The following is a 24,060-nucleotide window of genomic DNA, read 5'->3' on the forward strand; positions in this document are numbered from 1 at the left end:
AGTGCGCATCCCGCCGGCGGGTCCGGTCAGCCCTTCCAGACGGACACGGCGCCGGCGTGACCGATCACGACGACCTCGACGAGCGAGCCGATGCCGGCGGCGACGAGCAGCACGGGGCCGACGATCCCCACCGCTCGTGCGAGCCCGGCGTCCGCGACCCGCGGGGCGGCGAAGCGGTGCCAGCCCCACCACAGCGTCAGCAGCACGAACACCGCGATCGACCACGGCAGCAGTCCGTCGGCGAGCTCGGTGTGCCGCTCGAGCAGCGCGGTCTCACGCTCGCGGTGCTCGAGCCACTCGCCGGACGATGTCGCGAGCGGCACCGAGACCAGCGCCACCAGGGCGATGGCCGGCGCGCCGACCGCGAGCCACCGTCGGGCTGCCGGCCAGGCCGCCGTCACGATCGCGGTGAGGGCCGCGACGGGCACCGAGACCGTGGTCAGGTGCACGAGGAGCGGGTGCAGGGGGATGCCGTCGAACTGCCAGTCCATCGTGGCCTTCCGGATCGCGCGTCGGTGGTTCCGACGACCTGCGATCAGCCGAGCGGACCGACCGGTACCGCGCTCGCCCGGCAGGCCGGTCGACGCACTCCGCGATCACTCGAGACCTCACACGGAGCGGCCGGAGCGCCACACCGGGACGACCCCGTCAGGGGCGGTGGTCGTACCGACCCGGCGGTGGGGCGAGCGGCAGCTGTCGCGGCGACTGGCCGCCGTTCCTCGCAGCGCCCACGGCCGTGAGGGAGCGGGTCACGATGCTCACCGCGGTCGCGAACCACCCGCGCCTCCGCGGATGCTCGAACGCGTCGTCACCCCACGGTCGGTCGTCGTCCGAGTGCCCCATGCCGCCCCTCCCGGTGTCGGTGCTCGTGAGGCTACACGGCCGCGGCCCGCACCGGGAGGTCCGGGACCCGACCTCGCTCCGGGAACCCCGGGGGAGCGTGGGTACCGTGGCACTCCTCACACCGTGAAGGAGCACGCCATGTCGGACGCACACGACCCCCGCGACACCACCAACGACCCCGAGGGCACCGAGAAGGCCGACGGCCTCGGCGAGGACGGCACGATCCCCGCGCACCCCGAGGGCGTCGCCGCCGGCTTCGCCGGTGACGACTCGCACTTCAACCCCGAAGAGGACGACGAGACGGCGGAGTAGCCGACCCGAGCACGAGACGTACGGGAGGCCCGTGGCGACGCCGCCACGGGCCTCCCGTTGCGTCTCCGGTCGCCGCGTCGCCTGCGGGACCGGGCCGCGGATCGGTACCGTGTCGGGCATGGCCCGCTTCACACCCCCCGCTGCCGACGCGATGCGTGCGGCCCTGCTCGCCGCCGCCCGCGACGAGTTCGCTGCGCACGGGCTGGGCGGGGCGCGGATCGAGCGCCTCGCCGCCGACGCCGGGAGCAACAAGGCGCAGGTGTTCCACTACTTCGGGGGCAAGGACGGCCTGTTCGACGCGCTGCTGACGAGCGAGCTGACGGCCGTGCACGAGGCCGCGCCGCTCGACACGGCCGACCTGGCGGCGTGGGCCGGACGCCTGCACGACGTCCTGGTCGAGCGTCCCTGGGTGCAGCGTCTCGCCACCTGGCACCGGCTCGAGCGGCCGGAGACACCGATCGAGGCGCTCGCCGAGCAGTACGCCGACGCCGTCGCCGAGGTCGAGCGGGCACAGCGCGCCGGTGTGCTCCCGCGGCGCTTCCGCCCCGCGGTGCTCTACGGGCTGGTCGTCCAGCTCGCGGAGGTCTGGTCGACGCTCCGGCCCGAGGCGTCCGCTCCGGTCGCCGCGGTCGTGCCGCAGCGCCGCCGTCAGGTCGTCGTGGACGCCGTCGGAGCGCTGCTCGGCGACTGACCGGTGTCCCGTCGGGCCCTGCGGTGCAACGTGTCCGAGGGGCGCTCGCCGAAGGCGCCGGCGTAGGTCCCCGCGAACCGGCCGAGGTGTGCGAACCCCCACGCCTGCGCCACCTCGGAGACCGTGGTGGTGGTCGGGTCCCCGGCCTCGAGCGCGGCACGGACCCGGTGCAGTCGCACGTCGCGCAGGAACTGCATCGGGCTCGCGGCTCCGACGCGGTGGAACGCCGCCTGCAGCCCGCGGGCGCTGAGCCCGGTGGCGCGACAGACGTCGGCAGTGGTGAGCGGGCGGTGCGCGTTCGCGGCGATCCACTCCTGCGCGACCCGCACCGATCCCCGTCCTGCGGCCGTGACGCCGGACGCAGCGGTCACGTCGAACGCCCCGATGACCGCCTCGGCGACGCGACGGTGCTGCACCGAGCGGACGACGGGGTCGGCGCCCGGGTCCCACAGGGTCGTGGCGGCGCCCGCGATGGTCCGCCGCAGTGCGGGGAGCGCGTCCGGGTCGGCCTCCGCGCGCAGGTCCAGCGGACCGGGGAGGTCACCGCGGACCGCAGCCGAGACGGACTCGAGGAAGGCGCCGTCGAAGCGGATCACGTGCTGGACCGCGGGGGCGGCGTCGAAGGTGAACGGGCGTCCTGCCGGGTACATCACGGGGACGTTCGGCCGCATGGTGATCCGGTCACGGCGGTCGGTGTCGAGGACCATGCCCGGCCCGGTCGCCCACGCCAGGGTGTACTGGCCCCCCGGGTTGATCGTGCCCCAGCGGTGCGCCGCGACCGCTGACGTCGCGGTGGTCACCTGGTCGTCGCCGACCGCGCGGTACCGGTACGAGAACCCCTCGGAGACCGCCTGTCCGATGTTGATGTCGTGACTGCTGTAGACGCCCTCGAACAGCTCCACGGCGTCGTCGACCGCTGCGCCGTGCTGTTCGGTGGCGGTGGGGGTCCGGAGATCGGTTCGCATGCGCGGACCAGTCTGCGCCTCCTCGCCGAGGACCAGTGGTGCAGTGCGCGTCGCGGCGTTCCGGCGTTCCGGCGTTCCGGCGTTCCGGCGTTAAATTTATCGTCGCCGGTCCGACGTTGTTAACTTTAGCTGCGGGTCAGCCGAGGCGCTGCGCCAGGAACGCGGCCTGCCGCTCCCAGTGCCGGTGGCCGCCGCCCTCGTGGCCGTTGTAGGGGTAGACCTCGATGTGCTTGTCGGCCGACGCGAGCGCGTTGTACGCAGCGAAGGTCGTGCGCGGCGGGACCACGTCGTCCATGAGGGCGACCGAGAACAGCGCCGGGGCCGTGATGCCTGCGGCCAGGTTCACGCCGTCGAAGTACGCCGCGGTGTCCCAGACGGTGTCGACCGCGTCCCGGTGCACGGCGAGGTACTGGGCGAGCTCGAGGTAGGGACCGCCGGTCGCGACGTCGGTGCCGTGCTCCCAGTCGGACAGGAACGCGACGTCGGGCAGCACGGCGACGAGCGGCGCGGTGTGTGCCTCGACCAGGGCGGCCGCCGCGATCGCGATGCCCCCGCCCTGGCTGCCGCCGGTCAGTGCGATGCGGTCCCGGTCGACGCCCGGCAGTGTCCGCACGGCGTCGACGAGTCGGACGGCGTCCGTGTAGACCCGCCGGTAGTAGTGCTCGGCGGGCGAGGCGATGCCGCTCGCCATCCACCCGCCACCGTTCGGGCCGGACCCGTGCGGGTCGGGGGTGTCGCCGCCGGTTCCCCAGCCGCTGCCCTGCCCGCGGGTGTCCATCACGACGTGCACGTACCCGGCGAGCGCCCACGCGACCCGCTCGCCGGGCAGCCCGCGACCACCGCCGTAGCCGATGAACTCGACCACGGCGGGCAGGTCGCCCGTCGAGCCCGCCGGCCGCGAGACCCAGGCGCGGACGGGGTCGCCGCCGAAGCCCGGGAACGTCAGGTCCTGCACGTCGAGCGCCGTGACCGGCGTGGTGGCGGGGACGAGCACGGGCTCGGTCCCGGCGCCGGCCGCCCGCGCCTCGGCGACGGTGGCCGTCCAGAAGGCGTCGAGGTCGTCGGGCCGCCGCACGGTCGGCCGGTAGGCGCGCAGCTGGTCGAGGGGCAGGTCGGTGAGCGGCATGGGGTCCTTCCGGCAGAGGTGACGTGGGCTGTTCCGCGTGCGGGATGTCGAACCGCTCGTAGGGTGCCGGTTCTTCCTGCACCCTACGAGCGATTCGTCTTCCTCCGAGCGGTTCGTCCTACTGGCGTGCAGCGGCGCGGTACTGCTCGAGCACCTCGGGGTGCGGGTCCGCGGGCACCACGGTCGCGGCGACCTCCCACGACGGCAGGCTCCCGGTCAGCACCCACGCGGCCTGTCGAGCGGCACCCGAGGCGACGTACTCGCCCGGTTCCGGGATCGACACGTCGCGGCCGAACACCTGCGCGGCGACGGCCCGGACGGCCTCGTTCCGTGCGGCGCCGCCGATCAGCAGCAGCCGCGACACCTGCACGCCGGTGGCCTCGACCGCGGCGAGGCCGTCGGCCAGGGCGCAGAGCATGCCCTCGACGGCGGCGCGGGCGAGGTGCGCCCGGTCGGTCGTCGCGGGCGTCATGCCCACGAGCGAGGCGGTGGCGTCCGGTCGGTTCGGGGTGCGCTCGCCGACGAAGTACGGCACGAGCACGAGCCCGTCCGCCCCTGCCGGCGCCTGCAGCGCCAGCTCGCCGAGCTCGCCGTGGTCGACGGAGAGGAGTCCGCCGATCACCTCGAGCACGCGGGCCGCGTTGAGCGTGGTGACGATCGGGAGGCGCGACCCGGTCCCGTCGGCGAAGCCCGCCACGGTCCCGCTCGGGTCCGTCACCTCGGTGTCGGTGACGCCGAAGACGGTCCCGCTGGTCCCGAGGGACACCGCGACGTCACCCGGGCCGAGCCCGAGGCCGAGCGCTGCCCCGGCGTTGTCGCCGAGCCCCGGGCCGACGACGAGACCCGCGCGGGCGACGGCGCCGCCCGGCAGCTCGACGTCGGACGCCAGGGTGCCCATCGCCTCGTCGGGCGCCACGACCCGCGGGACCACGACCGGGCCGTCGCCGTCGGCGTGCGCGTCGCCGTCGTGCGGTCCGGCAGCGACCCGCGAGGGACGCCCGAGCGCCTGCTCGAACAGCTCCGCGTCGTACTCCCGGCGCACCGGGTCCCAGTAGCCGGTGCCGCTGGCGTCCGAACCGTCGGTCGCCAGCGCGTCGAGGTCCGGCCCGAGCGGGCTCTCGTCGGCGGGGCCGTACCCGCGCAGTCGCCACGACAGCCAGTCGTGGGGGAGCGCGACGGCGGCGACGCGCGCCGCGTTGTCGGGCTCCGCGTCGCGGAGCCACCGCAGCTTGGTGCCGGTGAACGACGCCACCGGGACCAGACCCGTCCGGGCGACCCATGCCTCCCGGCCGAGCTCCTCGACCATCTGCGCGGCCGCGTCGGCGCTGCGGACGTCGTTCCACAGGAGTGCGTCGCGGACCACGCGACCGTCGGCGTCGAGCGCGACCATGCCGTGCTGCTGCCCGGCGATCGCGACGGCGGCGACGTCGTCGAACCCGCCGGCGTCCGCGATCGCGGTGCCGAGCGCGTCCCACCAGTGGCGGGGGTCGACGGAGGTGCCGTCCGGGTGGGACGCGCGCCCCTCCCGGACGACCGCACCGGTCGCCGCGTCACGGATCGTGACCTTGCAGGACTGGGTCGACGAGTCGACCCCTGCGACCAGCCGACGCTCGACGACGTCAGCCACGAGCGCCCATGAGGTGCTCGATCGCGAGCTGCTGCAGGCGCACGAAGCCGAAGCCCTTGCCGCCGAAGTACGCGTCGGCGTCGAAGTCCTCGTAGGCCGAGCGGTCGGCGAGGAAGTCGTCGTACGACTCACCGCTGTTCAGCGTCGGCGTCGAGAGCTCGTCGACCTTCGCGGCGGACAGGGCCTCCTGCACCTCGGGGTCGGCGCGGAACGCCTGGGCGCGCTCCTTGAGGAGCAGGTACATGCGCATGTTCGCCTGCGCCGAGTCCCAGACGCCGGTGATGTCCTCGGTGCGGCTCGGCTTGTAGTCGAAGTGGCGGGGGCCGTCGTACGCCTGGCCGCCCTGCGGGGCACCGTGCTCGAGCAGGTCGACGAGCGAGAAGGCGTTCTGCAGGTCGCCGTGGCCGAACACCAGGTCCTGGTCGTACTTGATGCCGCGCTGACCGTTGAGGTCGATGTGGAAGAGCTTGCCCTGGTAGAGCGCCTGGGCGATGCCGGCCGTGAAGTTCAGGCCCGCCATCTGCTCGTGGCCGACCTCGGGGTTGATGCCGAAGAGCTCCGGACGCTCGAGCGTCTCGGTGAAGGCGATCGCGTGACCGAGGGTCGGCAGGAGGATGTCGCCACGGGGCTCGTTCGGCTTCGGCTCGATGGCGAAGCGGATGTCGTAGCCCTTGTCGGTGACGTACTGCGCGAGCAGGTTCACGGCCTCGCGGTAGCGCTCGAGGGCGGCCTGCACGTCCTTGGCGGAGTCGTACTCCGAGCCCTCGCGGCCACCCCACATGACGAACGTCTTCGCGCCGAGCTCGGCGGCCAGGTCGAGGTTGCGGAGCACCTTGCGGAGGGCGAAGCGACGGACGTTCCGGTCGTTCGAGGTGAAGCCGCCGTCCTTGAAGACGGGTGCCGAGAACAGGTTCGTCGTGACCATCGGCACGATGATGCCGGTGGAGTCGAGCGCGCCCTTGAGACGGTCGATCTGTGCCTGGCGCTCGGCGTCGGTCGAGCCGAACGCGAACAGGTCGTCGTCGTGGAAGGTCAGGCCGTAGGCACCGAGCTCGTCGAGCTTCTCGACCGCCTCGACCACGTCCAGCGCGGGACGGGTCGGGCCGCCGAACGGGTCGGAGCCGTTGTAGCCGATGGTCCAGAGACCGAAGGAGAACTTGTCGTCGCGGGTGGGCGTCGTTGCCATGGTGGATCACCGTTCGTCGTCGAAACAAAATGTTGCCGCGCCCAACATAAGCGGTAGGGTGGATCCTGGCAACACCGGATCGCAAAGGAGCGAGTGGATGGCACAGGACGGACACGGACCGGGACGACTGCGCGTCGCCATGGTCGGGCACGGCTTCATGGGAGCGGCGCACTCCCAGGCGTGGCGGACCGCACCGCGGTTCTTCGACCTCGGCGTCGAGCCCGAGATGGCCGTGGTGGTCGGCCGCGACGCCGAGCGCACCGAGGCAGCGCGCGTGCAGTACGGCTGGCAGGCCGCGTCGACGGACTGGCGGCAGGTGGTGGCGGACCCCGACATCGACCTCGTCGACATCGTCTCGCCCGGTTCCTCGCACGTCGAGATCGCGATCGCCGCGCTCGAGGCCGGCAAGCACGTCCTCTGCGAGAAGCCCCTCGCCAACACGGTCGAGGAGGCCGAGGCGATGACCGCCGCCGCGGAGGCCGCCGCCGAGCGCGGCGTCCGCGCGATGGTCGGCTTCAGCTACCGCCGCGTCCCTGCGATCGCGTTCGCCCGACAGCTGGTGGCGGACGGGAGGATCGGCACGGTCCGCCAGGTCCGCGCGCTCTACCTGCAGGACTGGTTGTCCGACGAGGACGGCCCGATGACGTGGCGCCTCGACAAGGCGCTCGCCGGCTCGGGCTCGCTCGGCGACATCGGAGCGCACGCGATCGACCTCGTCGAGCACGTCACGGGCGCACACCTGTCGACCGTGTCCGGCACGCTCGAGACCTTCGTGCACGAACGTCCGCTGATGGCCGAGGGGGTCGGGCTCTCCGGCACCGCGTCGAGCGAGCGCGGACAGGTCACCGTCGACGACGCCGCGTTCTTCCTCGGTCGGCTCACCGGCGGCGCTGCCGAGGGTGCGATCGGCACCTTCGAGGCCACGCGCTACGCGACCGGGCGGAAGAACGGCCTGACGCTCGAGGTCAGCGGGTCCGAGGGCGCGATCCAGTTCGACCTCGAGTCCATGAACGAGCTGCGCCTGTACGAGTCGTCGGCGCCCGCGGGGGAGCAGGGCTTCCGTCGCATCCTCGTCACCGAGCCGGAGCACGAGTACATGGCCGCGTGGTGGCCGACCGGGCACCTCATCGGCTACGAGCACACCTTCAGCCACCAGGTCGCCGACCTCGTGCGGGCGATCGTCGCGGGCACCGACCCCTCGCCGTCGTTCGCCGACGGCCTGCACGTGCAGCGCGTCCTCGACGCGGTCGAGCGCAGCGCGTCCGACGGCAGCGCCTGGACGGCGATCTGATGGCCGACACGATGAACGACACGACGAAGCGAGCGCTGGTCGTCCGTGGCGGGTGGGACGGGCACATGCCCGTCGAGACCACCGACCTGTTCGTCCCCTTCCTGCGCGACAACGGCTTCGACGTCCACGTGTCGGACTCGACGGCCGTGTACGCCGACGAGTCCGTGATGGCGGACGTCGACCTGATCGTGCAGGTCGTCACGATGTCGACCATCGCCGACGACGAGTTCGCGGGACTGCAGCAGGCGGTGCTCGGCGGCGCCGGGCTCGCCGGGTGGCACGGCGGGATCGCGGACGCCTTCCGGAACACCGCCGACTACCTGCACATGGTCGGCGGGCAGTTCGCGCACCACGCGGGCAAGCACCCGTCCGAGCGCACCGGCGAGCAGTCCGACAACTACATCCCGTACACGGTGCACATCACCGAGGCCGGGCACGAGCACCCGATCACGCAGGGCATCGAGGACTTCGACCTCGTGACCGAGCAGTACTGGGTGCTCTCCGACGAGTACAACGACGTGCTGGCGACGACGACGCAGGAGGCCCGGGACTTCGACGCCTGGAACCGTCCGGTCACCGCGCCGGCGATCTGGACCCGGCAGTGGGGGCAGGGACGCGTGTTCGTCTCGGCACCCGGGCACCGGCTCGAGGTCGTCGAGTCGCAGCCGCTCCGCACGATCATCGAGAGGGGACTCCTGTGGGCAGCCCGATGAAGGTCGGTGTCGTCGGGGTCGGCGTCATCAGCCGGCAGTACTTCGAGCACTTCCCGGCACTGCCCGGGCTCGAGCTCACCGCCGTCGCGGACATCGACGTGGCCCGGGCACGGTCGGTGGGCGAGACGCAGGGCGTCCGCGGTTCCTCGGTCGACGAGCTGATCGCCGCGGACGACGTCGACGTCGTGCTCAACCTGACGATCCCGGCGGCCCACGCCGAGATCGCCACGCGGGCGCTCGAGGCCGGCAAGCACGTGTACGGCGAGAAGCCGCTGGCGATGTCGACGGCCGAGGCGCGCCCCGTGCTCGACCTCGCTCGTCGCTCGGGCCTGCGGGTGGGCAGCGCGCCGGACACCGTGCTCGGCACCGGGATCCAGACGGCGCGGCAGGCGCTCGACAGCGGCGCGATCGGCACCCCGGTCGGCGCCACCGTGTCGTGGTCGGCGCCCGGGCACGAGCTCTGGCACCCGGCGCCGGCGTTCTACTACCAGCCCGGCGGCGGCCCGCTGCTCGACATGGGGCCGTACTACCTGACGAGCCTCGTGTCGTTCTTCGGCCCGGTCGTCCGGGTCAGCGGAGCCTCGACCCGGTCGGACCGCGAGCGCACCATCGCGACCGGCCCCGCGGCCGGCACCTCGCTCCGGGTCGACATCGACACGCACGTCGTCGCCGTCCTCGAGCACGCGGACGGCGTCGTCTCGACCGTCACGGTGTCGTTCGAGGTCTGGGCCACCAGGGCGCCGCTGTTCGAGGTGTTCGGCACCGCGGGCACCCTCGGCGTCCCCGACCCGAACCGGTTCTCCGACACCGTGTCGATCGCCGACGCCGCCACCCGCGAGTGGCGGGACCTGCCGACGAGCGCCGGGTACGCCGACGCCGGACGCGGCTACGGCCTGGCCGACATGGCGCACGCGATCGCGACGGATCGCCCGCACCGCGCGTCCGGCGACCTCGCGTTCCACGTGCTCGAGGTGATGGAGGCGGTCTCCACCGCGGCCCGCGAGCACACCGTGGTCGAGGTCCGGTCGCGCGTCGACCGCCCCGACACCGTGCCGGCCGGTGCCACCCCCGGGTCCTGGTGAGCCAGACTCGGCAGCAGCAGCAGCAGCAGCAGCAGCACGACGCGACACGACACGACACGACAGGCGAGGAAGGACGACGACGATGACGACGACGGACGGAACCGGCGAGACCGGGGCGAGCGGCGCCTCCAGGCCGGACGGCGGCGGCCGCTCGACCAGGCCGGTGACCCTGTTCACCGGGCAGTGGGCGGACCTGCCCTTCGAGGAGGTCGCGCGCCTGGCGGGCGAATGGGGCTACGACGGGCTGGAGATCGCCTGCTGGGGCGACCACCTGGACGTCCGACGCGCCGCGACGGACCCGGCGTACGTGGCCGACCGGAAGGCGGTCCTGGAGCGCAACGGACTGCAGGTCTGGACGATCGCGAACCACCTGACCGGCCAGGCCGTCTGCGACGACCCGATCGACCAGCGGCACGAGGACATCCTCGCGCCGCACGTGTGGGGCGACGGCGACCCCGAGGGCGTCCGCCGGCGGGCGGCGGAGGAGCTGCAGTGGACGGCCCGTGCGGCCGCTGCGCTCGGGGTGTCGACCGTGACCGGCTTCTCGGGGTCGTCGATCTGGAAGACCGTCGCCGGGTTCCCGCCCGTGCCCCCGGCGATGATCGAGGCCGGGTACCAGGACTTCCACGACCGCTGGTCGCCGATCCTCGACGTGTTCGAGGAGGTCGGCGTCCGCTTCGCGCTCGAGGTGCACCCGTCCGAGATCGCCTACGACTACTGGACCGCGAAGCGGGCGCTCGAGGTGTTCCGGGACCGCCCGTCGTTCGGGTTCAACTTCGACCCGTCGCACTTCGTGTGGCAGGACCTCGACCCCGCCGCGTTCCTGCTCGACTTCGCCGACCGGGTGTACCACGTGCACTGCAAGGAGTCGGTGAAGCAGCTCGACGGCCGCAACGGTCGACTCGGATCGCACCTGCCGTGGGGCGACCCCCGTCGTGGGTGGGACTTCGTCTCCGCCGGGCACGGGGACGTGCCGTGGGAGCGGGTGTTCCGCGTGCTGAACCACATCGGGTACGACGGCCCGACGAGCGTCGAGTGGGAGGACGCCGGCATGGACCGACTCGTCGGCGGCCCCGAGGCGCTCGCGTTCGTGCGTCGCCTGGGGACGATCGCCCCACCGGACGCCGCGTTCGACGCCGCGTTCTCCCGCTCGCGCTGAGCCGCGCGCGGGTACGGACGGACCCGCGAGACTCGGCACCGCGGACAGTTCCGCGGTGCCGAACCCGCGAAGGTGTCCGCCGAGCCGAGACTCGGCCCCCCACACCACACCACCACGAGGAGGACCCATGGCCAGGTCGGCCACGACCACGCCCGGGAACGTCGCGCGCGTCCTCCGCATCGTGCACGAGGGCGGGCCGGTCACCCGTGCCGAGCTCACCCGTCGGACGGGACTCAACCGGTCGACGGTCCTGGCGCTCGTCGGGGAGCTCGTCGAGCAGGGGTTCGTGCACGAGGAGCTCCCGGGAGCCGGGGCGGACCGTCCCGCCGGGGTCGGTCGGCCGAGCGCCGTCGTCCGGGCATCGCGCGACGTCGTGGCCGCCGCGGTGACCGTGGAGATCGACGCCGTCGCGGTGGCGCTCGTCGCGCTCGACGGCACCGTGCGCGACCGCCTCGTCGAACCGCAGTCGAGCGTGCCCGGTGCCGCCGCAGCGATCGACGCCGTGGCCCGTGTCCTCGCCACGCTGACCGCACGCGCCGATCCGGCACTGCGGCTCGTCGGCGTGGGCGTCGCTGTCCCGGGCATCGTCCGGGTCGAGGACGGGGTCGTCCGCGACGCCCCGCACCTCGGTTGGCGGGACGAGCCCTTCGCCGGGCCCCTCGCCGAGCGTCTCGGGCTGCCCGTCCGCGCGGCGAACGACGCGAACGTCGGTGCGTGGGCCGAACGGCTCTACGGCAGCGCGCGCGGCGTCGACGACCTCGTGTACCTCAACGGCGGCGCCAGCGGCATCGGCGGTGGGATCGTCAGCGCCGGCCGCCCGTTCAGCGGCGCGGACGGGTACGCGGGCGAGCTCGGGCACACCTTCGTCGCGGCGAACGGCATCCGCTGCCACTGCGGGGCGATCGGGTGCCTGGAGACCGAGGCTTCACGCGGGGCCCTCACCGCGGTGACCCGGACCGCGCCCGACGACCTGGACGCCCTCGCCGCCGCCCTGGCCGAGCGACACGACGCGGTCGAACGGGTCGTGGACCGCCAGGTGACCGCGCTCGCGACGGCGATCCGGAACGCCATCCACACCGTCGACCCGCAGGTCGTCGTGCTCGGGGGGTTCCTCGGCGTGCTGCTCGGGCACGTGGGGGACCGCGTCGAGGACGACGTCCGGGCGCAGACGATGGCCGCGATGACCGACCGGCTGCGCATCGTGCCGGCGGAGCTCGGCCGTGACGTCCTCGTCCGGGGCGCCGCCGAGCTCGGCTTCGCCGACCTGCTGCGCGACGGGGCCCTCCCGACAACCAGCGGCGCGACCACGACCGGCCCGAGCGGCGCGACCACGACCGGCGCGACCGGGACCCGCGCGACCGACACCGACCACACCACAGCCGACCGCGACGACGCGGTCGAGGAAGCGAGATCCGCATGAGTACCACCTCCGACACCCAGCGCGCGAGCGTCCTGCTCGGCACCGAGGACCTGACGATCGAGGACCGCCCCGTCCCCGAGGTCGCCCCCGGCGACGTGCTCGTCCGCGTGGCCGCCGTCGGCGTCTGCGGCTCCGACGTCCACTACTACCGCCACGGCCGCATCGGCGACTTCGTCGTCGAGGAGCCCCTCGTCCTCGGCCACGAGCTCTCCGGCACGATCGCCGCGGTCGGCGAGGGCGTCGACCCCGCCCGCGTCGGCGAGCGCGTCGCCGTCGAGCCCCAGCGCCCCTGCCACCGCTGCGCGCAGTGCCTGGCCGGCCGCTACAACCTCTGCCCGCACATGCGCTTCTACGCGACACCGCCGGTCGACGGTGCCTTCGCGGAGTACGTGACGATCGAGGCCGAGTTCGCGCACGCCCTGCCCGACACGGTGTCCTTCGAGGCCGGCGCACTGCTCGAGCCGCTGTCCGTCGGCATCGCCGCGGCGCGCAAGGCCGGCATCGTGCCCGGCTCGAGCGTCCTGATCGCCGGTGCCGGTCCGATCGGGGTCATCTGCGCCCAGGTCGCCCGGGCGTTCGGCGCGACCCGCGTGGTCGTCAGCGACCTCGTCCCCGAGCGGCGCGAGCGTGCGCTGTCCTTCGGCGCCACCGAGGTCGTCGACCCCGTCGCCGTCGACGTCACCTCGGACATCGTCCCCGTCGACGCGTTCATCGACGCCAGCGGTGCGCCCCGTGCCGTCTCGGACGGCATCAAGGCCGTCGGACCGGCCGGCGCGGCGGTGCTCGTCGGCCTCGGCAACTCCGAGATGGTGCTGCCCGTCGAGCACATCCAGAACCTCGAGGTGACGGTCACCGGCATCTTCCGCTACACGAACACCTGGCCGGTCGCGATCGGTCTGGTCGCGTCGGGCCAGGTCGACCTCGACGCGCTCGTCACCGGGCGCTTCGGACTCGACGCGGTCCGCGAGGCCCTCGAGAGCGACACCGACCCGGCCTCGCTCAAGTCCGTCGTCTACCCGAACGGCGTGCCCGCGGGCGCGTGAGGACGCGAGCCGACGTGCGCGACGCGGGTCGCGCCGTCCGGTGAGCGGTCGTCGGACGGGAGGCGCGGTGCCGGCGGGTGCCGTCCTCCCGTCCGTCGTCCGGTCACCACGGCGAGCCGTGGCCGGGTCGGCCCCGCCGCGACACCGCGACGCGCTACGGTTCGGCCATGACCGCGACACCGGCGGCGGCAGTGCCGCGACGCACCGACCGGCGGGCACTCGTGTCCTGGGCGCTCTGGGACTGGGGGTCCTCAGCGTTCACCGCCGTCGTCACCACCTTCGTCTTCAGCACCTACCTGGCGAGCCGGGCGTTCGTCGACCCGCGGCTCGTCGCTGCCGAGGACTCGTCGACGGCCGCTGCGCAGACGGTCGAGCGGGAGCTGGCGCACAACGCCGCGACGGTGTCGACGGCCCTGACCCTGGCGGGGATCGTCGTGGCGCTCGTCGCACCCGCGGTGGGGCGGCTGGCGGACTCGTCCGGGCACCGCCGCCGGTCCGTGCTCATCGGGACGATCGGGGTGGCGCTGTCGATCGGGGCGATGGTGTTCGTCGCGCCGCAGCAGCCGTACCTGGTGCTCGGCGCAGCGCTCCTCGGCATCGGGACCATCGCGTACGAGGTCGCCACCGTCGGCTACAACGCGATGCTCGGCCAGGTGGCGTCGGGCCCGCAGACCGGACGCGTCTCGGCGATCGGCTGGGCCGCCGGGTACTTCGGCGGGATCGTGCTGCTCGTCGTCCTGCTCCTGCTCTGCATCCAGGACTTCGGCACCGAAGGCGTCGCCGGCCTCCTGCAGCTGCCGTCGACCGTCGCGTCCGGGTCGTGGGACGTCCGGGTCGCGATCGGGATCGCCGCGGTGTGGCTCGCGGTCAGCTCGGTCCCGCTCTTCCTGACCGTGCCCGAGGCGGCGCCGGACCGTTCGCGCACGGGCGGTCTGCTCAGCGCCTACCGCGACCTCGGACGGCACGTCGCCCGGCTGTGGCGGGAACGCCGCAACGTCCTGGTCTTCCTGCTCGCGAGCGCCGTGTTCCGCGACGGCGTCGGTGCGGTCTTCACCTTCGGCGGCATCGTCGCCGCACAGGTGTTCGGCTTCAGCCCGTCGCAGGTGATCCTCTTCGCGATCGCGGCGAACGTGGTGGCGGGTGTCGCGACCTTCGCCTCCGGGCGGCTCGACGACCGCTTCGGTTCGCGGGCGGTCATCACGGTCGCGCTCGTCGGGCTCGCGCTCACCGGCATCGGGGTGTTCCTGATCGGGAGCGCGACGGCCGGGTTCTGGGTGCTCGGGCTCACGCTGGCGATCTTCGTCGGGCCGGTGCAGTCGTCGTCCAGGGCGTACCTGGCACGCCTCGCCACCCCGGGACGCGAGGGCGAGCTCTTCGGCCTCTACGCGACGACCGGGCGTGCGGCCTCGTTCCTCGCGCCGGCGCTGTTCGGCATCGCGGTGACGGTCGGCGGCTCGACGCGGTACGGGATCATCGGCGTGGTCGTGGTCCTCGTCGCGGGCCTCGTGCTCATGGCGTTCGTGCAGCGGGAGCCCGCGCGGGCGTAGCGCACGGTCCGCTCGCCCCGCTCCGGGCCGGCGCTGCCGGTGCGGGTCGAGCACCCGGTCGGAGCACATGCGCCAGGATGGGTGCATGACCGACCAGCGGATCGCCGTCGTCGTCCTCGCCGCCGGGCAGGGCACGCGCATGAAGTCGTCCACCCCGAAGGTGCTGCACCGCCTCGCCGGCCTGCCCCTGCTGGCGCACGTGCTGCGCACGGCGTCCTCGATCGAGCCGGAGCACGTCGCCGTCGTCGTGCGGCACGAGCGCGAGCGCGTCGCGGCCGAGGTCGCCGAGCGTGCCCCCGGGGCGATCGTGGTCGACCAGGACGAGGTCCCCGGCACCGGACGCGCCGTCGAGGTCGCGGTGCAGGCGCTCCCGGCGGACTTCGACGGCTCGGTCGTGGTGCTCTCCGGGGACGTCCCGCTGCTCGACACGGCGTCGCTCCGACGCCTCGTGGACGCGCACGCCGGCAACGCCGTGACCCTGGTCAGTGCGATCGCCCCGGACCCGACGGGGCTCGGCCGGGTCGTCCGCGACGCCGCCGGGGCGTTCGTGCGCGTCGTCGAGCACAAGGACGCCACCGAGGCCGAACGGGCCATCACCGAGGCGAACGCCGGCATCTACGCGTTCGACGTGACCCACCTGCGTGCGGTGCTGCCCTCGCTCACCACGGCCAACGCGCAGGGTGAGAAGTACGTCACCGACGTCCCGTCGCTCGTCGCCGCGCGCGGGGGAGCGATCGACGTCGTCACGCTGACCGACCCGTGGCTCGTCGCCGGCATCAACGACCGCGCGCAGCTCGCCGACGCGGCGCGTGAGCTCAACGCCCGCATCGTCCGTCGGCACCAGCTCGCCGGTGTCACCGTGCAGGACCCGGCGACCACGTGGATCGACGTCGACGTCACCGTCGAGGCCGACGCCGAGATCCTCCCCGGCACGCAGCTCGTCGGGGCGACGGCGATCGCCGCCGGCGCGGTGGTCGGACCGGACACCACGCTCCGCGACACCGAGGTCGGAGCCGGCGCGGTCGTGAACCGTGTCGACGCGACGCTGGCGGTCATCGGCGACGGCGCCACGGTCGGTCCCTTCGCCTACCTGCGACCGGGGACGGTCCTGGGCGAGCACGGCAAGATCGGCACGTTCGTCGAGACGAAGAACGCGGTGATCGGCCGCGGCAGCAAGGTCCCGCACCTGTCGTACATCGGTGACGCCGAGGTCGGCGAGGACTCGAACATCGGGGCCAACACGATCACCGCGAACTACGACGGCGTGCACAAGCACCGCACCGAGGTCGGGTCGAACGTCCGCACGGGCTCGCACAACGTGTTCGTCGCCCCGGTTAGGATTGGTGACGGGGCGTACACCGGCGCGGGTACGACCGTCCGCAAGGACGTACCGGCCGGGTCGCTGGCGATCAGCTACGCCCCGCAGCGCAACACCGACGGATGGGTCGAGGAACACCGACCCGGTTCGCCGGCGGCCGAGGCGGCTCGGCGCGCGCACGGCGAACAGATCTGACGGCGGTCGGGTCGATCGAGACGACCCCGAGCGGGTCAGGGAGTGAGCACCGCACTTGTCCGGAATCAAGACCACGGGCCAGAAACGACTCGTCCTCGTGTCGGGCCGGGCGCACCCGGAACTCTCGGCGCAGATCGCCGACGAGCTCGGAGTCGACCTGGTGCCGACCGATGCCCGGACCTTCGCGAACGGTGAGCTCTACGCCCGCTTCGACGAGTCGGTCCGCGGTTGCGACGCGTTCGTCATCCAGTCGCACACCGCGCCCATCAACGAGTGGCTCATGGAGCAGCTCATCATGGTCGACGCCCTGAAGCGTGCCTCGGCGAAGCGCATCACCGTCGTCGCGCCCTTCTACCCCTACGCGCGCCAGGACAAGAAGGGCCGCGGGCGCGAGCCGATCTCGGCCCGGCTCGTCGCCGACCTGTTCAAGGCCGCCGGTGCCCACCGCATCATGAGCGTCGACCTGCACGCCGCACAGATCCAGGGCTTCTTCGACGGCCCCGTGGACCACCTGTTCGCCATGCCCGTCCTGCTCGAGCGCTTCCAGCAGATCCTCGACCCGAAGACCCTGACCGTGGTGTCGCCCGACATGGGCCGTGTGCGCGTCGCCGACATCTGGTCCGAGAAGCTCGGTGCTCCGCTGGCGATCATCCACAAGCGGCGCGACCCGCTCGTGCCGAACCAGGTGTCCGTGCACGAGATCGTCGGTGACGTCTCGGGCCGCGTGTGCCTGCTCGTCGACGACCTCATCGACACCGGCCGCACCATCGCGAAGGCCGCCGAGGCGCTGAAGAACGCCGGCGCGACCGGCGTGGTCGTCGCGGCGACCCACGCCGTGTTCTCCGACCCGGCCACCGAGCTGCTGCAGAGCGAGTTCATCGACCGCGTCGTCGTCACCGACACGCTGCCCCTGCCCGAGGACAAGCGCTGGGACCGCCTCGAGGTCCTGCCGATCGCGCCGCTCATCGCCCGCGCGATCCACGAGGTCTTCGACGACGGGTCCGTGACCTCCATGTTCGACGGTGCCGCGTAGGCGGACCGGACGCGTGTCGGGCGTGACCCGGCCGGCGGGCTGAGCCGTGCCTCCCGTCCACCCGGCACGCGCTGCCCTGGCTGCCCGTCTGCGGGCGACGGGCAGCGTGTTCGCCGAGGACGAGGCCGACCTGCTGCTCGAGGCCGGCGACGGCGATCCGGTGAAGCTGCGCGGGCTCGTGCAGCGGCGACTCGGCGGTGAGCCGCTCGAGGTCGTGCTCGGCTGGGCCGCGTTCGACGGGCACCGTGTCCGGGTCGTCCCGGGGGTCTTCGTGCCGCGGACCCGCACCGCCGTCGTCGTCGAGCAGGCCGCGCGACGCCTGCACCGCTACGACCGGGTCGTCGACCTGTGCTGCGGTGTCGGGGCGATCTCGGTGGCGTTGCTCGGACGGGTCGGCGCACTCGACCTCGTCGCGGCGGACATCGACGCGGACGCCGTCGACGTCGCGGCGGAGAACATCGGCGACCGGGGGATCGTCGTCCTGGGCGACCTGTTCGCGCCGCTGCCCGAGCGCTTCCGCGGTGTCGTCGACGTCATCGCGGTGAACGCACCGTACGTGCCGTCGGACGCGCTGGCCACCATGCCGGCCGAGGCGCGGGAGCACGAGCGGCGCATCGCGCTGGACGGTGGACCGGACGGGCTCGACGTGCACCGGCGCGTGGCCGCGGGAGCGGGGGAGTGGCTGCGCCCGGGCGGCGCGGTCGTCATCGAGGTCTCGTCGACGCAGGCGCCGCAGTCCGCGGCGCTGTTCGAGGGCGTCGGGTTCACCGTGACGGTCGAGTCCGACGAGCAGGTCGAGGGCACCTGCATCGTCGCGGAGCTGCCCGCCTGACACTCGTCCGCCGCGGTACCGTCGCGGTGTGGAGTACTCGTTCGCACCGCCGACCGCAGCGGAGTTCCGGGCCCTGTACGACGAGACCGGGTGGGGTGCGTGGGACCTCGAACGGTTCCGTCGGGCGCTGGCCGGCAGCTGGCTGGTGTGCAGCGCACGCGACGAGACGGGGCGTCTGGTCGGCATCGGACGGCTGATCAGCGACGGCGCCCTGCACGCCTTCGTGACCGAGATGATCGTGGCGGAGGACGCGCGCGGCCGGGGCGTCGGCGGCGAGGTGCTCGCGCGGCTCGTCGACGAGTCGCGCCGTCGTGGGGTCGACGACGTGCAGCTCTTCGCGGCTCGGGGCCGAGCTGCCTTCTACGAGCAGCGTGGCTTCGGACGCCGGCACGAGGACGGACCGGGCATGGACCTCGTGACGGTCGTCGCTGCGCCCGGCAGCGACGGCGACGGCAGCGGCAGCGACGGCAGCGGCAGCGGGGTCAGCCGGCGCTGACCTGCACCGTGTGCCACCCGGTCGCGCCGTTCGGCGCCGGCGGCCGCTCGACGCTCGTCTGCACCTGACCGTCGGCGCTGACCGCCCGGACCCGGATCGTGTGCGAGCCGGCGTCGGGCGTCCAGCGGTACACCCACTGTCGCCAGGTGTCGGCCGAGACGGAGTCGGCGAGCGTGGCGTCCTGCCACGCGCCGTCGTCGATGCGGACCTGCACGGCCTTCACGCCGGTGTGCGGCTGCCACGCGACGCCGGCGACCGCGACCTGCTGCCCGGCGGTCACCGAGGCACCGCCGCGAGGGGTGTCGATCCGCGACTCGAGCTTCACCGGCCCGCGCTCCGACCACCCGCGGGGTGTCCAGTAGCCCTGGGCGTCGGCGAAGCGGGTGACCTCGAGCTCCGTCACCCACTTCGTCGCGGAGACGTACCCGAACAGCCCGGGGACCACCATCCGCACCGGGAACCCGTGCTCGGCCGGCAGCGGTTCGCCGTTCATCCCGATCGCGAGCAGCGCAGCCGTGCCCTCGTCCTGCAGCACGTCCAGCGGCGTTCCCGCGGAGAACCCGTCGATGCTGCGGGACAGCACCATGTCGGCACCGTCCTGGACACCCGCACGAGCGAGCAGCTCACGGATCGGGTAGCCCAGCCACAGCGCGTTGCCGATCAGGTCGCCGCCGACCTCGTTCGACACGCAGCTGAGCGTGGCCATGTGCTCCTGCAGCGGGAGCGCCAGCAGCTCGTCCCACGTCAGCTCGACCTCGCGGTCGACGGCGCCGTGGATGCGGAGCGACCAGTCTGCGGGGTCGACGGACGGGACCCGCAGCGCGGTGTCGATCCGGTAGAAGTCGGCGTTCGGGGTGACGTAGGGCGTGATCCCGTCGACGTCGAGGGACGCGCCCCCGGGAACGGCGGGCGCGGTCGTCGCCGCACGCGGCAGCCGGACCGCCCGCCGTGCCGCTGCGGCGGCCTGCACCGCCGCGGTGCCGGCTCGCGACGCTCCTCCCACGACGATCGCCGCCACGGCCGTCGTCGCGCTCCACACGAGGAAGGTGCGCCGCTCGGTCGCCGCGGGGCGGGGCGAGGCCGACGGCGCGGCGGTCGCTGCCTCCCACCGGCGGAGGTGGCGCAGGAGCACGCGGAGCACGACGATCGCGGCTGCGACGCCGAGGACCGTGGGCGCTCCGTCCCACGTCCCGCTGCCCGATCGGGTGGTGACGGCGATCAGCGCGAGGACCGCACCGGCCGCGAGGACGAGCGCGCCGAACGGCGGGCGGGCACGTTCGAGCACACCGGCGCCAGCGCTGACCGCGGCCGTGACCACGGCCATGAGCACGAAGAGGGCGACCTTGTCCCCGGTGCCGAACAGGCCGACCATCAGGTCCTTCGCCGCCGGGGGAGCGAGGTCGATCACGGCGGAGCCGACGGCCACCAGCGGACTGCCCGCCCCGCCGAGCAGCAGTGCTCCGAGCTCGGCGACCGCCAGGAACGCGGCGATCGCGATCACGCCGCAGACCGCGGCGAGCAGGGCCGGGCGACGGACCGGGGTCGGGGTCGGTGCCTGCTCGGTGGTCGGTGCCGCTGACGTGCTCACCCGTGCAGCGTAGGTCGGCGCCACCGCGGATGGGCTGACAACAGCACGGCGGTGGACGCCTCGGTCCCGCTCCGCGCCGGGTTCGTCGGTCGTGCGCCGCTCCGGGACAGCGCCGCCGACCGCGGCCGTGCGAGGATCGGGAGCGTGTTGGACCGACCAGACCGCGTGCCCAGCGGCCGCCGCGCGCACCGGCCGCGGACGCCGGGGAGCGCTGGCCGCCGGTTCGCGGTCCTGCGGTGGACCCTCGTCGGTGTCTGGACCGCGCTCGTCGTCAGCCGCATCGTGGTCGTGGCGGCAGCGCCGCAGACCGACCTGGCGTTCCTCGGCATCGCCGAGCTCGTCGCGATCTCCGTCGGCGTGGTCGGGCTCGTCGTCGCCGTCGTCCGCGCCCGCGCGATCCGTCGGCGACGCGCGGACAAAGCGCTCGCACTGGCCATCCGTCGCATCGACCCGACGGTCTGGCTGGTCCCCGCGGCGCCGACACCGGAACTGCGCCAGGACGTGCTGCGGGCCCGCCCCGAGGTCACCCTGGGCGAGCGCGTGACCTGGGCGTTCGGAGCCACCGAGGCGTCGCTCTGGGAACTCGAGGAGCGCCGGGCGACGCGGCTGCTCGTGATCCGCTGGAGCCGGATGGTGCACGTCGGGGTCGAGGACGTCCCGGGGGAGCGCGACGCGAGCGCCGTGGCGATGCACTACGTCCGACCGGACGACTCCGCTGCCGTCGCGACGTTCTTCGTCCGCTCGTCGCCCGGGTCCCGACGGCTGCTCGGACGGGGACCTCGGCTCGAGCGACTCGTCGCCGACCTCGCGCGGGAGCGGATCGTGGCCTGACCGCGTCGCCCGTGTCCGGCCCCGGGGCCGAACGGATCGACCGACCGGCCGCGGCAGCTGCCTCCTCCGGCCGGGCGGCAGCACGCCCCGCTGACCCGGCGGGAGCACGCCCCGCCGACTCTGCGGCAGCAGGCCCCGCCGACCCGGCGGGAACACGCCCCGTCGACTCTGCGGCAGCAGGCCCCGCCGTCCGACGGGGCCTGCTGCCCGACCGGGTCAGTGCGTGGAGGGTTCCTGCTCGACCTCGCGCCGGCCGTCCTCGGACCACAGCGTGTGGAACGTGCCGTCCTTGTCGACGCGCTGGTAGGTGTGCGCTCCGAAGAAGTCACGCTGCCCCTGGATGAGCGCCGCCGGCAGTCGATCGGACGCGAGCGAGTCGAAGTACGCCAGCGCGGACGAGAACCCCGGGGCGGGGATGCCGGACGCAGCGGCGATGCCGACGATGCGACGCCAGGCCGCTTCGCCCTCGGCGACGGCGTCCGCGAAGTACGGGTCGACCAGCAGGCTCTCGAGCGCGGGGTTCTTGTCGTACGCCTCGACGATGCGGTTGAGGAACTGCGCTCGGATGATGCAGCCACCGCGCCAGATCTTCGCGACCGCGCCGAGGTCGATGTCCCAGTCGTACTCCTTCGCCCCGGCGATGATGAGGTCGAAGCCCTGCGCGTACGCGACCACCTTCGACGCGTACAGCGCGGCCCGGACGTCGTCCTCGAACGTGTCGGGGACGTCGACCACGTCCGGTCGGTTCGTCACGGAGCGCTGGACGGCTGCGCGCTGCGACGGCTTCGAGGACACCGCGCGGGCGAAGACCGCCTCACCGATGCCGGAGACGGGGATGCCGAGCCCGACCGCGTTCTGCACCGTCCACACACCCGTGCCCTTGGACCCGGCCTCGTCACGGATGACGTCGACGAGCGGCTCCCCGGAGTCGGCGTCCTGCTGCTTGAGGACCTCGCCGGTGATCTCGATCAGGTAGGACTCGAGGTCGCCCTCGTTCCACTTCTCGTAGATCTGGACGAGTTCGTCGACCGAGTGTCCGCCGGCACGACGGAGCAGGTCGTAGGACTCGGCGATCAACTGCATGTCCGCGTACTCGATGCCGTTGTGGACCATCTTGACGAAGTGACCGGCGCCGTCGGTACCGATGTGCGTCACGCACGGCTCGCCCTCGGCCACCGCGGCGATCGACTTCAGGATCGGGCCGAGGGTCTCCCACGCCTCGTCCGAGCCGCCGGGCATGATCGACGGGCCCTTCAGCGCGCCCTCCTCGCCACCCGAGATGCCGGTGCCGACGAAGTTCAGGCCCTGCTCACGCAGGTCGTGCTCGCGGCGGATGGTGTCGTGGAAGTTGGCGTTGCCGCCGTCGACGATGATGTCGCCTTCCTCGAAACGGTCGGCGAGCTGCTCGATGACGGCGTCGGTGCCCTTGCCCGCCTGCACCATGATGATCGCGGTGCGCGGCTTCGACAGCGACGCGACGAAGCCGTCGATGTCCTCGGACGCGATGAACCCCATGTCGCCGTGCTCGTCCAGCAACTCCTGGGTGCGCGCGTAGGTGCGGTTGTACACCGCGACCGTGTTGCCCTCGCGCGAGGCGAGGTTGCGGGCCAGGTTCGACCCCATCACCGCCAGACCGACGACACCGATGTTCGCCGTGCCGCCGTCGTCGTGCTGTTCGTTGTCCGCCACCTGAGTCTCCTTCGTCCTGACGTGTCGCGGCCCACGGTACGACCGACACCTGGGGTCGGCACGGGGATCCGGTCAACTGGGGACGGGAAGCGGACGACCCGTACTGTGGAGGGATGACCGACCACGACGTCCTCCCGCCCGTGCTCGTGATGGGTGTCTCCGGCTCGGGCAAGTCCACGATCGGTCAGGCGCTGGCCGACGCGCTCGCCGAGCAGGGCCAGCCGAGCACGTTCGTCGACGCCGACGACCTCCACCCGGCCGCCAACAAGGAGAAGATGCGGCAGGGTACGCCGCTGACCGACGAGGACCGATGGCCGTGGCTGGACGCCTGCGCGGCACGGATCGCCGAGGTGCAGGCGTCGGGGCACCGGTGCGTCATGGCGAACTCCGCGCTGAAGCGCGTCTACCGCGACCGGCTGCGCAGCGCGGCACCCGACCTGGTGATCGCCTTCCTCGACGGGTCGCACGACCTCATCGCCGAGCGCCAGGCGCACCGTCACCACGAGTACATGCCGTCGTCGCTGCTCGACTCGCAGTTCGCGACCCTCGAGCGGCCCCAGCCCGACGAGACCGTCGTCGCGGTGTCCATCGAGGGGTCGGTCGACGACACCGTGGCGACGATCACGTCGGCGCTGGCGGTCACTTCCGGCTGAGCTCCGCGAGCCGCGAGCGGTACTCGTCCGCGTCGATGTCACCCCGGGCGAACCGGTCGGCGAGGACGGCCCGGGCATCGGACCGCGCCCGCCAGCCGCCGCGACGCAGGACGCCGAACACGACGGCGGTGGCCAGGAGCACCAGCAGGAAGAACGCCGGGAACAGGAAGAAGGGCGGCCCGCCGTGCCCGAGGGGGCCGACGGCGGCGAAGGTGGTGAGAGCGGTGTGCACGGTTGCCTCCTGGGCGGATCGTGTCGCCCGGTCGGGCGACGTTCCCAGCATCCGGTCCGGAGGCTCGTCCCGCGTCCGCCACGGAGGCCGACTCCCGCCTGCTCCCGCAGCCGTACGACCGGTCCTCCTGCACCGCCGACTACTCCCGCGGGGGTAGTCCACAGCTCCTGCCACGACCCGATGCCGTG

At 73.2% G+C, this 24,060-nt stretch carries 23 protein-coding genes; 15 read left to right on the forward strand and 8 right to left on the reverse strand.

What is annotated here, in order from left to right; genetic code table 11:
• Positions 1–26 precede the first annotated feature (26 nt).
• Complete coding sequence (locus PIJ49_RS07345; RefSeq protein ID WP_066652441.1) at positions 27–491, reverse strand: DUF2231 domain-containing protein; 465 nt, start codon at positions 489–491, stop codon at positions 27–29.
• A gap of 490 nt (positions 492–981) precedes the next feature.
• Here PIJ49_RS07345 and PIJ49_RS07350 point away from each other — a divergent pair, with 490 nt between their 5' ends.
• The gene (locus tag PIJ49_RS07350; RefSeq protein ID WP_200884131.1) at positions 982–1,155 is read left to right on the forward strand and encodes a hypothetical protein; all 174 of its coding nucleotides are present in this window, start codon (positions 982–984) and stop codon (positions 1,153–1,155) included.
• A 118-nt stretch (positions 1,156–1,273) separates the two neighbouring features.
• Complete coding sequence (locus PIJ49_RS07355; RefSeq protein WP_271826206.1) at positions 1,274–1,846, forward strand: TetR/AcrR family transcriptional regulator; 573 nt, start codon at positions 1,274–1,276, stop codon at positions 1,844–1,846.
• Here the strand turns inward: PIJ49_RS07355 and PIJ49_RS07360 are convergent.
• The 4 genes from PIJ49_RS07360 to xylA form a co-directional block, all read right to left on the reverse strand.
• A complete protein-coding gene (locus PIJ49_RS07360) occupies positions 1,804–2,811 on the reverse strand; it encodes a helix-turn-helix domain-containing protein (protein WP_271826207.1) in 1,008 nt (335 codons plus the stop codon). The two genes, PIJ49_RS07355 and PIJ49_RS07360, sit on opposite strands and share 43 nt — an antisense overlap.
• A gap of 136 nt (positions 2,812–2,947) precedes the next feature.
• Entirely contained in the window at positions 2,948–3,937 is a 990-nt protein-coding gene (locus PIJ49_RS07365) for an acetylxylan esterase (protein WP_271826208.1), read from the reverse strand.
• A 118-nt stretch (positions 3,938–4,055) separates the two neighbouring features.
• Positions 4,056–5,564, reverse strand: coding sequence for a xylulokinase (locus PIJ49_RS07370; RefSeq protein WP_271826209.1), 1,509 nt, complete (start codon positions 5,562–5,564; stop codon positions 4,056–4,058).
• The gene (gene xylA / locus PIJ49_RS07375) at positions 5,557–6,750 is read right to left on the reverse strand and encodes a xylose isomerase (protein ID WP_066652452.1); all 1,194 of its coding nucleotides are present in this window, start codon (positions 6,748–6,750) and stop codon (positions 5,557–5,559) included. Before xylA ends, PIJ49_RS07370 begins: the two co-directional genes overlap by 8 nt.
• Before the next feature lie 97 nt (positions 6,751–6,847).
• Between xylA and PIJ49_RS07380 the strand changes: the two genes are divergently transcribed.
• The 11 genes from PIJ49_RS07380 to PIJ49_RS07430 all read left to right on the forward strand — a co-directional run bounded on the left by PIJ49_RS07380 (position 6,848) and on the right by PIJ49_RS07430 (position 18,879).
• A complete protein-coding gene (locus tag PIJ49_RS07380) occupies positions 6,848–8,041 on the forward strand; it encodes a Gfo/Idh/MocA family protein (protein WP_245171588.1) in 1,194 nt (397 codons plus the stop codon).
• Between the two features lie 11 nt (positions 8,042–8,052).
• On the forward strand, positions 8,053–8,754 hold the full coding sequence (locus tag PIJ49_RS07385; protein ID WP_209684439.1) for a ThuA domain-containing protein: 702 nt from the start codon (positions 8,053–8,055) through the stop codon (positions 8,752–8,754).
• A complete protein-coding gene (locus PIJ49_RS07390) occupies positions 8,739–9,836 on the forward strand; it encodes a Gfo/Idh/MocA family protein (RefSeq protein WP_271826210.1) in 1,098 nt (365 codons plus the stop codon). The genes PIJ49_RS07385 and PIJ49_RS07390 overlap by 16 nt, the downstream gene beginning before the upstream one ends.
• Before the next feature lie 82 nt (positions 9,837–9,918).
• Positions 9,919–10,995: a sugar phosphate isomerase/epimerase family protein gene (locus tag PIJ49_RS07395; protein WP_251160537.1), complete on the forward strand. Its 1,077-nt coding sequence runs from the start codon at positions 9,919–9,921 to the stop codon at positions 10,993–10,995.
• A 127-nt stretch (positions 10,996–11,122) separates the two neighbouring features.
• Positions 11,123–12,415, forward strand: a complete 1,293-nt coding sequence (locus PIJ49_RS07400) for an ROK family transcriptional regulator (protein ID WP_271826211.1) — start codon at positions 11,123–11,125, stop codon at positions 12,413–12,415.
• Complete coding sequence (locus tag PIJ49_RS07405; RefSeq protein WP_209683818.1) at positions 12,412–13,458, forward strand: NAD(P)-dependent alcohol dehydrogenase; 1,047 nt, start codon at positions 12,412–12,414, stop codon at positions 13,456–13,458. The genes PIJ49_RS07400 and PIJ49_RS07405 overlap by 4 nt, the downstream gene beginning before the upstream one ends.
• A 167-nt stretch (positions 13,459–13,625) precedes the next feature.
• Positions 13,626–15,005 (forward strand): MFS transporter, encoded by a 1,380-nt coding sequence (locus tag PIJ49_RS07410; protein ID WP_271826212.1) that lies wholly within the window; start codon positions 13,626–13,628, stop codon positions 15,003–15,005.
• 85 nt (positions 15,006–15,090) lie between these two features.
• Complete coding sequence (glmU, locus tag PIJ49_RS07415; protein ID WP_209683812.1) at positions 15,091–16,518, forward strand: bifunctional UDP-N-acetylglucosamine diphosphorylase/glucosamine-1-phosphate N-acetyltransferase GlmU; 1,428 nt, start codon at positions 15,091–15,093, stop codon at positions 16,516–16,518.
• 55 nt (positions 16,519–16,573) lie between these two features.
• Positions 16,574–17,551, forward strand: a complete 978-nt coding sequence (locus tag PIJ49_RS07420) for a ribose-phosphate diphosphokinase (RefSeq protein WP_066652469.1) — start codon at positions 16,574–16,576, stop codon at positions 17,549–17,551.
• A gap of 46 nt (positions 17,552–17,597) precedes the next feature.
• On the forward strand, positions 17,598–18,383 hold the full coding sequence (locus PIJ49_RS07425) for a putative protein N(5)-glutamine methyltransferase (RefSeq protein ID WP_271826213.1): 786 nt from the start codon (positions 17,598–17,600) through the stop codon (positions 18,381–18,383).
• 28 nt (positions 18,384–18,411) lie between these two features.
• Positions 18,412–18,879: a GNAT family N-acetyltransferase gene (locus tag PIJ49_RS07430; RefSeq protein ID WP_271826214.1), complete on the forward strand. Its 468-nt coding sequence runs from the start codon at positions 18,412–18,414 to the stop codon at positions 18,877–18,879.
• On the opposite strand, the gene PIJ49_RS07435 is transcribed toward PIJ49_RS07430, so the two are convergent.
• Positions 18,866–20,467, reverse strand: a complete 1,602-nt coding sequence (locus PIJ49_RS07435) for a molybdopterin-dependent oxidoreductase (RefSeq protein WP_271826215.1) — start codon at positions 20,465–20,467, stop codon at positions 18,866–18,868. The genes PIJ49_RS07430 and PIJ49_RS07435 overlap by 14 nt on opposite strands.
• 144 nt (positions 20,468–20,611) lie before the next feature.
• Here PIJ49_RS07435 and PIJ49_RS07440 point away from each other — a divergent pair, with 144 nt between their 5' ends.
• Positions 20,612–21,298 (forward strand): hypothetical protein, encoded by a 687-nt coding sequence (locus PIJ49_RS07440; RefSeq protein WP_271826216.1) that lies wholly within the window; start codon positions 20,612–20,614, stop codon positions 21,296–21,298.
• A 216-nt stretch (positions 21,299–21,514) separates the two neighbouring features.
• Here PIJ49_RS07440 and gnd read toward each other — a convergent pair whose 3' ends face one another.
• A complete protein-coding gene (gnd, locus tag PIJ49_RS07445; RefSeq protein ID WP_271826217.1) occupies positions 21,515–22,987 on the reverse strand; it encodes an NADP-dependent phosphogluconate dehydrogenase in 1,473 nt (490 codons plus the stop codon).
• A 113-nt stretch (positions 22,988–23,100) separates the two neighbouring features.
• Between gnd and PIJ49_RS07450 the strand changes: the two genes are divergently transcribed.
• Positions 23,101–23,640, forward strand: a complete 540-nt coding sequence (locus PIJ49_RS07450) for a gluconokinase (RefSeq protein WP_271826218.1) — start codon at positions 23,101–23,103, stop codon at positions 23,638–23,640.
• On the opposite strand, the gene PIJ49_RS07455 is transcribed toward PIJ49_RS07450, so the two are convergent.
• Positions 23,627–23,872 (reverse strand): SHOCT domain-containing protein, encoded by a 246-nt coding sequence (locus tag PIJ49_RS07455; RefSeq protein ID WP_209683798.1) that lies wholly within the window; start codon positions 23,870–23,872, stop codon positions 23,627–23,629. The genes PIJ49_RS07450 and PIJ49_RS07455 overlap by 14 nt on opposite strands.
• Positions 23,873–24,060: the final 188 nt, after the last annotated feature.

Source organism: Curtobacterium uvaldense, from assembly GCF_028307415.1.
In the GTDB taxonomy this organism is placed as follows: domain Bacteria; phylum Actinomycetota; class Actinomycetes; order Actinomycetales; family Microbacteriaceae; genus Curtobacterium.

Coding starts and splice junctions, on each gene's coding strand:
- PIJ49_RS07345 (WP_066652441.1), bottom strand. CDS start 491: ATGGACTGGCAGTTCGACGGCATCCCCCTGCACCCGCTCCTCGTGCAC.
- PIJ49_RS07350 (WP_200884131.1), top strand. CDS start 982: ATGTCGGACGCACACGACCCCCGCGACACCACCAACGACCCCGAGGGC.
- PIJ49_RS07355 (WP_271826206.1), top strand. CDS start 1,274: ATGGCCCGCTTCACACCCCCCGCTGCCGACGCGATGCGTGCGGCCCTG.
- PIJ49_RS07360 (WP_271826207.1), bottom strand. CDS start 2,811: ATGCGAACCGATCTCCGGACCCCCACCGCCACCGAACAGCACGGCGCA.
- PIJ49_RS07365 (WP_271826208.1), bottom strand. CDS start 3,937: ATGCCGCTCACCGACCTGCCCCTCGACCAGCTGCGCGCCTACCGGCCG.
- xylA (WP_066652452.1), bottom strand. CDS start 6,750: ATGGCAACGACGCCCACCCGCGACGACAAGTTCTCCTTCGGTCTCTGG.
- PIJ49_RS07380 (WP_245171588.1), top strand. CDS start 6,848: ATGGCACAGGACGGACACGGACCGGGACGACTGCGCGTCGCCATGGTC.
- PIJ49_RS07385 (WP_209684439.1), top strand. CDS start 8,053: ATGAACGACACGACGAAGCGAGCGCTGGTCGTCCGTGGCGGGTGGGAC.
- PIJ49_RS07395 (WP_251160537.1), top strand. CDS start 9,919: ATGACGACGACGGACGGAACCGGCGAGACCGGGGCGAGCGGCGCCTCC.
- PIJ49_RS07400 (WP_271826211.1), top strand. CDS start 11,123: ATGGCCAGGTCGGCCACGACCACGCCCGGGAACGTCGCGCGCGTCCTC.
- PIJ49_RS07405 (WP_209683818.1), top strand. CDS start 12,412: ATGAGTACCACCTCCGACACCCAGCGCGCGAGCGTCCTGCTCGGCACC.
- PIJ49_RS07410 (WP_271826212.1), top strand. CDS start 13,626: ATGACCGCGACACCGGCGGCGGCAGTGCCGCGACGCACCGACCGGCGG.
- glmU (WP_209683812.1), top strand. CDS start 15,091: ATGACCGACCAGCGGATCGCCGTCGTCGTCCTCGCCGCCGGGCAGGGC.
- PIJ49_RS07450 (WP_271826218.1), top strand. CDS start 23,101: ATGACCGACCACGACGTCCTCCCGCCCGTGCTCGTGATGGGTGTCTCC.